This window comes from Megasphaera geminata F0357, from assembly GCF_000239275.1.
GTDB lineage: Bacteria > Bacillota > Negativicutes > Veillonellales > Megasphaeraceae > Megasphaera > Megasphaera geminata.
This window is the reverse complement of sequence record NZ_JH417574.1, coordinates 55111-66944: the sequence shown is the minus strand read 5'-3', so window position 1 is coordinate 66944 and position 11834 is coordinate 55111. Positions and strand designations below refer to the sequence as shown.

The 11834-nt window shown below is 50.7% G+C and carries 13 protein-coding genes and 1 tRNA gene; all 14 read right to left on the bottom strand.

The window, feature by feature from the left end:
• Positions 1-25 precede the first annotated feature (25 nt).
• Positions 26-122 (bottom strand) — tRNA-Sec (locus tag HMPREF0080_RS09880).
• Between the two features lie 60 nt (positions 123-182).
• Entirely contained in the window at positions 183-1169 is a 987-nt protein-coding gene (locus tag HMPREF0080_RS02970; protein ID WP_006789711.1) for an ornithine cyclodeaminase family protein, read from the bottom strand.
• Positions 1170-1238: 69 nt separating this feature from the next.
• On the bottom strand, positions 1239-2318 hold the full coding sequence (locus HMPREF0080_RS02965) for a M24 family metallopeptidase (protein WP_006789710.1): 1080 nt from the start codon (positions 2316-2318) through the stop codon (positions 1239-1241).
• Between the two features lie 64 nt (positions 2319-2382).
• Complete coding sequence (locus HMPREF0080_RS02960; protein WP_006789709.1) at positions 2383-3762, bottom strand: APC family permease; 1380 nt, start codon at positions 3760-3762, stop codon at positions 2383-2385.
• A gap of 96 nt (positions 3763-3858) precedes the next feature.
• On the bottom strand, positions 3859-4242 hold the full coding sequence (locus HMPREF0080_RS10580) for a SelB domain-containing protein (protein WP_245527206.1): 384 nt from the start codon (positions 4240-4242) through the stop codon (positions 3859-3861).
• A gap of 85 nt (positions 4243-4327) precedes the next feature.
• Positions 4328-5779, bottom strand: coding sequence for a selenocysteine-specific translation elongation factor (selB, locus tag HMPREF0080_RS02955; protein ID WP_006789707.1), 1452 nt, complete (start codon positions 5777-5779; stop codon positions 4328-4330).
• A gap of 155 nt (positions 5780-5934) precedes the next feature.
• Positions 5935-6822 (bottom strand): sulfite exporter TauE/SafE family protein, encoded by an 888-nt coding sequence (locus tag HMPREF0080_RS02950; RefSeq protein ID WP_006789706.1) that lies wholly within the window; start codon positions 6820-6822, stop codon positions 5935-5937.
• Between the two features lie 15 nt (positions 6823-6837).
• Positions 6838-7857, bottom strand: a complete 1020-nt coding sequence (locus HMPREF0080_RS02945; protein ID WP_006789705.1) for a proline racemase family protein — start codon at positions 7855-7857, stop codon at positions 6838-6840.
• Between the two features lie 33 nt (positions 7858-7890).
• Positions 7891-8364 (bottom strand): glycine/sarcosine/betaine reductase component B subunit, encoded by a 474-nt coding sequence (locus HMPREF0080_RS02940; RefSeq protein ID WP_006789704.1) that lies wholly within the window; start codon positions 8362-8364, stop codon positions 7891-7893.
• A 22-nt stretch (positions 8365-8386) separates the two neighbouring features.
• Positions 8387-9124: a proline reductase cluster protein PrdD gene (gene prdD, locus HMPREF0080_RS02935; RefSeq protein ID WP_006789703.1), complete on the bottom strand. Its 738-nt coding sequence runs from the start codon at positions 9122-9124 to the stop codon at positions 8387-8389.
• 43 nt (positions 9125-9167) lie between these two features.
• Positions 9168-9419, bottom strand: coding sequence for a hypothetical protein (locus HMPREF0080_RS11810; protein WP_006789702.1), 252 nt, complete (start codon positions 9417-9419; stop codon positions 9168-9170).
• A gap of 21 nt (positions 9420-9440) precedes the next feature.
• Entirely contained in the window at positions 9441-9893 is a 453-nt protein-coding gene (locus HMPREF0080_RS11805; RefSeq protein ID WP_006789701.1) for a glycine/sarcosine/betaine reductase selenoprotein B family protein, read from the bottom strand.
• The gene (locus tag HMPREF0080_RS02920; protein WP_006789700.1) at positions 9890-10204 is read right to left on the bottom strand and encodes a CBO2463/CBO2479 domain-containing protein; all 315 of its coding nucleotides are present in this window, start codon (positions 10202-10204) and stop codon (positions 9890-9892) included. Before HMPREF0080_RS02920 ends, HMPREF0080_RS11805 begins: the two co-directional genes overlap by 4 nt.
• Before the next feature lie 17 nt (positions 10205-10221).
• Positions 10222-11834 (bottom strand): D-proline reductase (dithiol) proprotein PrdA (gene prdA, locus HMPREF0080_RS02915; protein ID WP_006789699.1); only part of this gene is annotated, 1613 nt, incomplete at its 5' end.

The following is an 11834-nucleotide window of genomic DNA, read 5'->3' as shown; positions in this document are numbered from 1 at the left end:
CGGCGGCCCGGCCTGAATTGGTAAATGGCGGGAAGGTGTGGGAATCGAACCCACCTAAGAAGCTCCTAACTCCTCATGCTGGTTTTGAAGACCAGAGGGCACACCAGAACCCATCCCCCCCCAAACGACAAGATAAATACTATCATATAATAGTTATTTTGACAACAACTTCAGCTGTCCGCCTATATCCATTCCGTACCGGCACGAGCGGCTGCGGCGGCCTCGTAAATACGGGCGGCCGTTACTAAATCCTGAATGCCCGTACCGACGCTTTTAAACACGATGATATCACTGTCCCCGCTTCGTCCGGCACACCGGTTCAGGACAAGTTCGCCCAATTCTCCCGTAATCCGGGCCTCACTGAATTCACCGCGCGACATAGGCTGCAGGAAATCTCCCGCTTCCGCCAGTACGGCTTCGCGTGAGTCGACATAAACGGCTGCGGCCCGTTTCAGGACGGCCGTATCCATTTCTATCATTTCCGGAGTATATGAACCGATACTGCATACGACAGCCCCTTCTTTGAGCAATTCACCTTTAATCACCGGCTCGGAAGCGGTCGTTGCCGCCGTGACCAGGTCTGCCCCCTGTACGGCTTCATCGGCTGAAGAAACGGAAACGATACGGGCGCCGTAAGCAGCAAATTTTTTATTCATAGCCTTTGCGAAAGCTTCCCTTTTTTCCTCGTTCCTGCTGAAGACGCGCACGCTTTTCAGCGCCCGGCAGCATAACATGGCCGCCAGTTGGCATTCGGCCTGTCCGCCCGTGCCGATAAGTGCCCCGCAGGCCGCGTCTTTACGGGCAAGCAGATCATACGCCGCTCCCGCCGCGGCACCGGTACGCAGGGCGGTAACACAGGTTCCGTCCAGCATGGCTAAAAAAGCGCCTGTTTCACCGTCCATGAGTAGGATTACGCCTCGGGTGACGTCAAGCCCCGCCGCCGCGTTGCCCGGAAACACATTGACCGTTTTTAAAGCGGCTTTGTTCAGTTTTTTTGTATATGACGGCATAAAAAGAAATGTCCCGTCAACGGTATCACTGCGTAAAGACGTGCGCAGCGGAACAACCGCCTCTCCCGATGACGCCAGCGCAAACGCTTCCTTGTTCGCCGCGATAGCGGCTTTCATGGAAAATACCGATTCAATATCCGACCTGTTCAGCAAGAGCATATTCGTTCCCTTTCTGACATAAAGAAGACCTGCGCCGTACCTTCATGTCGCAACACTTTATGTTTCCGGTTATCCTACTACCAGTAAATCCTTTGTATAACGGTTCAACACTTCGCAGCCGTCCTCCGTGGCGATGACGAGATCTTCCACGCGAACGCCCAGATTGCCGGGCAGGTAAATCCCCGGTTCGATAGAAAACACGCGGCCCGGAACGACGACATCATGGTTAATGGCGGATACATCACCCGCTTCATGGTCCTCCAGCCCGATAGAATGGCCGAGGCGATGGGTAAAATACTTACCGTAGCCGTGCTCCGTAATATAATCGCGGGCGGCCGCGTCGAGTGCCGCGAACGTGACGCCCGGTTTAACTTTTTCGATGGCTTTCAAGTTGGCATCGCGCGTAATTTCGTAAACCTTCTTCCCTTCTGCCGGGACGGACTGATAAAATACGGTACGCGTCATATCGGAACAATAGGATTTATAAATACAACCGATATCGATGACGACAGTATCGCCCGGCTTCTTACGGGCGCCTTTTACCGTCGTATGATGCGGATCGGCGCCGTTCGCGCCGTATGCGATGATCGGTTCGAACGAATGTCCTTCGGCGCCGAGTTCTTCCCAGATCTCACCGAGTTTTTTCCCCATTTGCGCTTCGTCCAGATCCTCTTTGACAAGTTCGACCATTCTACTGCACGCAATGTCGTTTAAACGGGACGCTTCCCGCATAATATCAAGCTCTTTTGCATCTTTTACCATGCGGACGCGATCGATGATTTCGGAGCCGTTCACAAAGGCGCTGCCTGCATGGCGGTCCATGAGGCCGATGAGGAAACGGGCCGGCCAGTTCTTGTCGACGGCCACAGTCTTGTCCTTTTCAATGTAATCGGCTAAAATCGCGACTGCATCCTGCGTATCGTTGAACCAGACCTTTTCGGCGTCCACCGCGGCGGCAAAGGGAAACAGCTCGTTTACGAATAATTTATGTTTACCGCTCTGTGTCAGGTATAAGACAAGCATGCGCTCGCCGGGATGAATCCATGTTCCCGTCAGATAAAAGACGGCATACGGGTCGGACACGATCATTTGCGGTATGTTCTGTTCCGCCATTAACTGTAATACTTTGTTAACACGATTCTGATGCATAACAACTCCTCCTTAATTTCAACAAACGGCCTCTGTTTACGCGGTATTTACCGTAAAAAGACAATCACTCTTTAAACCCTGTCTTTTTGACGAAACGGCTCCATAAGCCCAAGCCGGCACCGATGACAACAACAGCGCCGAAGATCATTTCCGCCTCATATATCAGATTATCTTCCCATGTCGGCATAACGGGCGCCGCCGAGCAGATAATGCCGATTACGGTAACGATGAGGACCAGTGTAGCCACGGAAACGGCAGTGCCCGTATTTTTCGATATTTCGTACGGACGCTCTTCGTCGGGACGGGTTTTGCGCAGTTTAATGTATGACATAAAAAGCAGCACATACGGGAACAGGGCCGTCAAAGCGGTCATCGTGACCAGTACGTTGTAAATCGCGTCGACGGACGGGATGAATTGAAACGCCAGAATAATTACGGTAACCAGGATCGCCTGCAGATAGACGGCGCGTTCCGGAATATTGCGACTGTTCGTCCGCGTCATCGATTCGGGAAAAATGCCGTTTTTGACACTGCCGAAAAGCATCTTGACGGGAGACGCGATGTACAGGATAATCGCGCCAACCATAGAAAAAGTAATGCCTAAAGCAACGAGTTGGATGAACCATGAGCCGATCCCGAACCATGCGGAAATTGCAGCCAAACTCACGAGAATGCCCTGCGAAGCGGTGATCTGATCGGTCGGCATAATCATTGTAATGGCAACGGAACCGAGCATGTAAATGCCGGCCACAACGGCGGCGGCAATAAAAATCGCCCGCGGGAAATCCCGTTTAGGATTTTCCATTTCCGTAACAAAATTGGCCGTAAGTTCCGACCCGGCAAAGGCAAACATGACGCTGGAAATCGCGCCGAGGGAGTCCCAGTTCAATACGGGAGTCATCGTTTCCACCGTATAGACCGACGCGGACGGCCTGTCGAAGAAAATTGCGGCGCCGAAGGCCATGAGGATCAGAAGAACAGCCGGTACCGTCGAGCCCAACGCGCCGAGATTCGTGAAAATTTTGCCGAAAGTCATACCCTTTGTGCTGATAAAGGAAAGAATCCAGAAAACGGCGAGAGACATGATGAGTACAAACGTTTTGTTTTCCGACAATTCGGGCATGTTAATGGCAAAGGACACATTGATTGTCAGAAAGGTAAGAAAGGACGTGTACCAGAAAATTTTGGAAGTCCAGTTCAGCCAGGAAACGAGGAAACCGAATTTTTCTCCGTACGCTTCCTTCACCCACTCGAAAAGACCGCCGTCACGCGGATAGGTCGATGCCAGTTCCGCACAGATCGGGCGCACGGAACAAAGAAAATAAAAGAGAACAGCACCCATGACGGAATGGCGCCTAAGCCCAACCCGAAGCTGGATGCAGTCGATTTGGCTATCCAGCGAATACCGAACAATGCCGATACGTCCATGAATACCAAATCCCATAAACCGATTTTCTTGCTGTTCATACAGGAATTACCTTCTTTCCTTTTAAGAGTAGTATTGTGCTTGCAGGAACCGACATACTATGCTGAATACGGGTTATTGCTGACGGTTCCAATAGGAGCCGAGAACACGGTAATTTTCCACACGCCTTGTGATATCGAGCGAATCGGCATACTCGAGAATAAGCATTGACGATTTACGGCTCGAATCGGTTATATCGCGAAAATCGCCCAGAGCCATCCGTCCGTGTTCGCGGATATAGTCATGTATAGCCTGAACGGCTTTATTAAAATATTCCCCGGAAATGACATATTCGGGTGTAAGCTGTACAAACGAGCTGCCGCACAGGGCTTCCACGACCCCTTCAGCTTCTTGATCAAGGCTGTAGAATTCCGCTTTTTTAACAGGCGTGTATCCGCTTTTCAGCACTGTTTCTTCTATTTTTTTGCGTAATGCCGTCTGCTTTTCATTGAATTTCACGGTAAAACTCGCGGCCGCAATGAGGCTCCCCTCTTCCTTGCAGGCGCCGTCTGACAACAGCAGTTTAATGAGCGCCGAAATTTCCTTATCCGAAACAGTCTTGTCCCCGCTTTTTTTGCCGCAGGCGGGAGCGGAATTCTTCCGGAGACATGCCTGCCCGCAACGGGAATTTCTGATGATATGACAGGAGGATCTGAACGGCCTGCCCCTTTATCTTCTTATACACGTCCGTATGGATATAGCCGAGAGAAATATGCAGCAATTTTCCCGCATCGGACAGAGCGGTCAATTCACTCTGCAGTTCTTCCCCCGTCATGCCCGTATATTCGGCCAGATCTTTTTCCGTCGTGAAAGATTGCTTTTTATGGATCAAAAAATCTTCCATAATATCGGCGAGATTGCCTTCTTCTTTGGTCTTCAGGCTCGCCAATACATCGGCTTTGAAACGGCGGTGTTTCTTCGGCGCCGCGTCAAGTATCTCACCGCCGGCAATCGTATGCATCGGCGAATAGGTTCTGAGAATGAAACGATCCCGTTCTTTGACGACGACCTGCTCCGTTTCCATGCGAAGCTGCAGAAAGCCCTCCTGCCCCGGTTCAATACGTTCCGTACCTATCGGTACGGCTCTGGCCATGACCTCGCGCGTGCCGATAAGAAGACGCACGCGATCCCAAAGGCCGACAGGGGCGGCGGCATGTTTCAGACACGAGATCTTAACGTCGAGCATCCATGTCGGCTGCAGCTGATCCGAGACCGACAGCACGTCACCCCGTTCTATATCGTCTGTTGTTATATTGGCCAGGTTGAGGGCCGTACGGTGCCGGGACGTGACTCTTTTTACATCCGTTTCGTGTACTTGAATGTTGCCGATACGCGTCTTTTTTTTGCCGGGATAGACAGTAAGCTCATCACCTACGCTGACAGGCCCGTCCAGAAGCGTGCCCGTGACAACCGTGCCGAAGCCTTTGACGGAAAATACACGATCTACATTGAGGCGGGCTTTCCCGTCCTCGGCGGCCTCCGGCACCTTGTCCGCCCATTCCTCTATTTTATTGCGAAGTTCGGAAATACCCTTTCCGCTTATAGCGTCCGTTTCCACGATTTCGGCGTCCTTCAGCGCCGTATTGGCCAATTGTTGACGCGTATCCTCAACGGCAAGTTCACGCAGTTCTTCATCTACTGTATCAATTTTCGTTAAAACGATAAGAAAGTTTTTAACGCCTAAAAGGCTCAATATGTCAATATGTTCCCGTGTCTGCGGCATCACGCCCTCGCCGGCATCGATAACGAGGAGAACGAGGTTAATGCCGGGCAACCCGGCAACCATATTCTTTATGAACTTTTCATGCCCCGGTACGTCGACGATACCGACGCGGCGCCCATGGGTCAGATCCAAATAGGCAAACCCTAGATTAATGGACATGCCCCGCTTTTTTTCTTCTTTTGTCGTGTCCGTTTCAATCCCCGTCAAGGCTTTGATCAGCGTTGTTTTACCGTGATCGACATGACCTGCCGTACCGATTACAATATTCGCCATAAGCAGACTCCTTTACACATGATTGCAAGTAAATGAAAAAACCCAACTTCTATTATAATAGAAATCAGGCTTTTCATCATCTTTTATTGAGATATTGCATAACTTTCATACCGTTAGGACAATGACGGCAGTAAAATTTGCCGTAACGTCCCCGGTTATTGAGCTGCGTTACCCGGGTTTTTCAGGCCTTTGCGAATATACATAAAGGCCGTGTAAATAACGACGATGATAACGAGCCAGGTGAGAAGATTAAGATCCATACTCTGAACCAGTTTAGCGGCAATAATAACGCCGACAATACCGCTCAGTGCAATAAGGACGCTGACTTTACGGGCATATACGCCGGCAACGATAAATTCTTTTGATGCGACCGGCATCAGTGCCGCGCACGATCCCATCATAACCGGAAATGCCACGATCGGATTCAGGCCGAGCAAATAAACCATAGCCATGCACGGCGCATAGAGGCCGCAGCCGATAGTCATGAGCGCACCGAAGATCAGATTCAATACGACGGCAAGAATAAGTTTGGGTCCTTCCAGGCCCATAGCCGTATTACCCGTGCCGAGGAAGTCCATGAGGCCGAGCTGCTTGCCGAGCATCAAGAGCGCCGTAATGAGAAGGGCGAAGCCCAAATAGGTCTGTACCTTCTTTTCCGAAAGGTTCGGCACGGTTTTACCGCCGATAACGGCGCCGACAATGGCTGCGATAATCAGTGAAAACAAGGTTACCGATTCAACTTCCACGACGGAAATAAAGAGGAACGCTTCAATCAATACGGGGATCGTATCGGCAACATTCAGTGTCCCCGGAAGAAGCTTATCGCTCTTGAGCTGTTTGGTCACGCCGAGCAGCATCGTCGTCGTCGCGTAAGAGCCGATACCCAATGTATCGAGGAAGTTGGTAATGAACCCGATAAACAGATTGATGGGAACATTGCCTTCGCCCCAGTCACCCTTGTGTGCAACCAGATCACGGACATAGAAAATCAAATAGTAAATAAATAAAATACCTAATAAACCGAGCAGTGCGTTAACTACCATGGAAATCTCCCCCTATTAACCAAGGATAAAGCCGTCTTTTAAGGGATCGTCAGGATCCACTAAGAACGTGTTGAAGCCGTTAATATAAGCGGAACCCGTGATTCTCGGGATGATGGCTTTACGGCCGGCAAGCGTCGTTTCTTCCAGGACTTCACCTTTGAATTTCGTGCCTAAAATACTTTCATAAATAATGTGTTCGCCCACCTTCAATTCACCTTTAGCATGGAGCGTAGCCACTTTCGCACTCGTGCCTGTGCCGCAGGGAGAACGGTCGACGGAACCTTCGCCGAAGACGACGACATTCTGATACGTTGCGTCGGGACTCTTGGCAGGGCCGTAGAATTCCACAAGATCTACCGTCTTAATATGTTCCAGTGTCGGGTGCTGTATTTCCACCTGTTTGTTGACGGCGTCGCGAATAATCAAACCGATCTTGGAGAATTTGCTTGCATTTTCCGGGCAAATATCAAGGTCCACTTCCGTAGCCGGCAAAATAGCGAAGAAACTGCCGCCGAAAGAAATGTCGCAGTGAATTTTTTTGCCCAGTTCGGGAACGTCTACTTCCACATTTTCCTTGTAGAGGAAAGATTCGACGTTATCAAAAGAAACGGAATCGACGACATAGTCGTCTTTTAAATGTACATGACCGCGGATAATACCGGCAGGCGCGTCCTGAACGACAGAAACTTCGCGCTCGCCCGGCTTTACATGTACCCAGCCGCATTCAACCGCCGCCGTCATGGCCGCGATGGTATTGTGGCCGCACATATTCAAGTATCCGCCGGAATCCATAAAGATGATGCCGTAATCGGCTTCGTCATGAACGGGTTCGCAAATAAACGCGCCGAACATGTCCTGATGACCTCTTGCTTCAAGCATTACCGCTTTCCGCAAATTGTCCTCGTGTTCTTCCAAGTAGATTTTCTTTTCAGCCATTGTCTTACCGGGGAATTTGGTAACACCGCCGATAATCAAACGAGCGGCTTCGCCGCAAGTATGAGAATCAATAGCCGTAAGCATCCTTGAATACTTCATGGTTCTTAACCTCCCTTGTGCTTCCAGATTTTTCTAGAATTTTTTATCTTTGCGCATCACTAATTTGATTGCAGCTAAAGCCTTAATTGCGTCTATGCGGTCCACCGCATTTTCACCTACTATTTCCGTTTCGATGCCTGCAACGGATTTATTCATATCCAAAACCTGATTCGTATATTTATTTTCAACAACGAATTTGGCTTGTTTGCCGATGAATTTGATCCCTATAATACTGATGCCCCGATCGCCGACCTGTTCCATAGTATTGGCAAAGTCCACATCCGAATTGCCCCAGCCGTCGGCAGAAATAACGGCGCCGTCGCAGGCCATTGCTTTCAGCCATACGGCCGCGCGCTGACCGACGAGGTGCTTCATTCTGTTGTCCTGGGGGGTGCCTACAACGACAACACCGCGGAAATCGATTTCCGGGTCATTGGCAAATACGTCGATTAGAGGATCTTGAAAATAGTGTTTTGAAGTTTCCTTGGTTGACGGTCCGATACCCATTTACAACACCTCCTCTTCACTCTTAATCCATCGCGCGGATAGCGCCGTCGCGATACTCGTTGGGTGACAAAAGAACGGGCATATTCTCCATATCGATAATGGAAACGCCCCCTTTGAAACCGCTCGGTTCAAGAGGAAATACCAAGGTGTCGTACATAGCGCCCTGGCCGGCTACTTCTTTGATAATTGCGACCTTAGGCTTGCCGGGATGATAGTTTTCCGTATACGTATGTGATTCCGCCGCGTCACGGCCGTCAAGGAGTTTTAACTGCTCCCTGATTTCCTGAATAAAATTATCTACGAGTTCAAAAACCTTCATGCATGTTTCACGCGTAAAGGCAGTGCCTTTTTTCACAAATGCGTCTATAAGAATAATGTAATCATCATCGCCGGGCGTACCGACCTTATTAAATTTCATGTTTTCGCTCAATCTGCCTTCGGATGAACCGAATTCATGGAGCTGTTCGCCGTCAATGATAGCGCCGCACATGACGACATATACTCCCGTCAGGGTATGGGTAATCCCCGCCCCGATGGGGCCCAACACCTTCGCGGATATGGGGACCACATCCATGATGGTGTTGGTTTCTACATCGTGCTGTCGCGGCGGCAATACTTGAATCTTCAGCTGCTCAATCAAATCGCACGCATGGTTAAAACTCTGCGGTACCGTCAGGCGGTCCGCTTCCAGCTTGAAGCAGTCTCCAAGCCGGACCTCTTTCATATGAAAGACTCTAATCTTCAACGGTTCGCCATGCATGAGTCACACCTGCTTTTCCAAAGTATAGTTGTCGCAACAACAATTAGATCTGAGCTACATATTCATACGGCAAGGGAACGATCTTACCCGGAGTTTCAATGTCTTCCAGGGCCTGGAGCGTATCCTTGACGATACCCGTCTGCATTTCAATATTGTGCGGTTCGCCTGCGTTAGCACCCATCGGGACGATAGGAGCCGTAGCGCGGGGCGTGCCGTTCTGACGTACTACAGGCGGCAGGGCCGCGATAATAATAGTCGGGATACCGATTTCTTCAATTGCTCTCTGCACGATCACGGCAGTTCTGTGGCAAGTACCTCACCCGGCTGTTAAGAGGACGCCGTCGACGCCTTCTTCTTTAAGTCTTCTGGCAATTTCAGGGCCGGTTTTATCGTGGAACGCTTCCTGGTCGCCGCCGCCGCCCATGAAACCGAAGTGTGTCGGAGCGGTAGCTTTGATGAAGCCTTCTTTTACAAGCTCATGCAAACGATCGAGCGGGAACATGCAGTTGATGTCACGGTTGGCATCACTGTTATCGTAACCGCCGTGAGAGATCATCAATTCACTCGTCGGCGTGTCGTCGGGGATTTCGCGGAAAGACGTATCCCCTGCAAGATTGAAGCGGGCATCGCTTTTAAGATGGGCACCGCAAGCGGAAGCGAGTGCAATAGTCATTTCGCTTAAAGGTTTGGTTACAGGCGTGAAAATAGATTTCGGCGTAATAGGCACGTATATTTCAGACTGTAAGCCTTCAAAAACTGTTAAACTCATAACAATGTTTCTCCTCTCTGTTTACTTTCGGAGTTTTTGCGTTTCGCTTCTTCAAGAAGCTTATTCCTATGCTTGATAGCGTTTACATATTCTTCCTTCGGCTCATCATCGAAAACTTCCGGATAAGACATGAGAAATCCCACTTCCTGTCCGAGCTTCAATTCATAATTCGAAATTATCATACGCTTGGGAATGCTCAGGTGGCCTAAGCGGCCTTTGAGGTCAATTCCCACGCTACCGTCATGAAGTTCTACAATAACTCCTTCGTACATTGCCTCACTGGACATGTACTTAAGTTCGTGTTCAGCCATTTTTATCTCCAGAAAGCTTATGCTTCCGGTTCGTATTTTTCAAGACGTTTTTTGGACTTCGGAAGAACCTGTTCGTTTTCAACGAGCTCGATCTTCTTACCGGTTGTCTTTTCAATTACTTCGATGTTATTCAGCTTGACGTTGGGGTTCCATTTGCGTTCGGCAGCCTTGATTTCGCCGCCGCCGAGCAGGGTCTTCAACATGGCCAGCTGACGGATAGCATCTTCCGGGCAAAGCGTGTTGTTCGAAAGGATTTCGTTTTCAATACCCTGTTTGGACTTGTTGTTGTCGCACATAGCACCCATGTACTTGTTGCCGACGACCAACGCGCCCTGGACAGCACAATAAGAAGCGCCGACAACTTTAACACCGCGCTTGCCGATCTGTTCGATATGAGACGAGAAGTCAACGTGGTTGTTGCCGAAGCCTTCAGTCGTTACGATGGCGCCGTCGATGCCCATGCATTCAACGGTCTGGCCGAGACGACGGGAAACATAGAATTTATCAGAGTTAGCCTGCGGTGAGCCTACAAGCATGATGCCGACCAGGTCGATTTCTTCATCGCGCATTGCCGCATGAACCAACGGTTCTCTCCAGTAATGACGGGACATTTCCTTGGAAGCAGGGCCGATGCAGGTCAATGCATGGATGCCGCCGTCGACGAGTTCAAGCGGGTTGAGCAGGACCGGCAGGTTGCCGAGGTCAACATTCGGTTTCGCTCCCAATGTGCCTACCGGTTCAACCGGGAGAATCAAGTTGTCATGCATAGCGCCCTGGCCCATGATTTCCTTGACAATGAGCACCTTCGGCTTGCCGGGACGACGATACTGAACGATTTCTTCTTCTTCCACCACAAGAGACGGGTCCGCTTTCTTAATCGCTTCGCGGATTTCCTGCGCAATGTAGTCGGAAGCGCGGTGTGCGGCCAAGGGGCCCGGCCGTTCCATGTTGGAATGGGCCTTGATGGTCACATTCGTCTTAACGAAGATTTCACCTTTGTCGGGAGCGCCCGGACGGCCCCACATGATATTTTTGTCCATTTCGCCTTCGGAAGAACCGAATTCGCCGATCTGGACGCCCGTGGAGTCGGTACCGGAAACGATGAAGACGACACCGTCAAGGACACGGGTAACGCCTTCGCCGAGCTCTCCTTCGACCTTGGTTGCCAGAGGCTGTACGTCCATGATCGTGTTGGAGAATTCATTATAACGGTCCGGAGTGATGATATCCAGTTCGAGGGCTTCTACAAGTTCCTGTGTTTCCACGGCTTCCTCGCAGATCCCTTCTTTACGGATGAACAAGGTTGTGCCTTCGATTTTTGTTTCTTCACCGAATTCCACCTTTTCAATTTTCAAGTGGTCATGGCGGAGCTCGCGCACCTTGACAGGTTCCTGAGCCGCTTCGGCCGCTACCGCCGCCACTGCGTCACCCGTTACGGCGGAAGTTGCGCCTGCCGCCGCGGCTACTGCCGGAGCGGCAGCTACGGGAGCGGCAATACCGCCGCCCAAGGGGAATTCGAGGTCAATATCCTTGCCTTCGCCGATGTGAATGCGCACGGAACCGCCTACGGCAGCTACGGACGCGACAGCAGCCGGAGCCGCTGCGGCGGGAGCGACGGCAACTGGAGCGT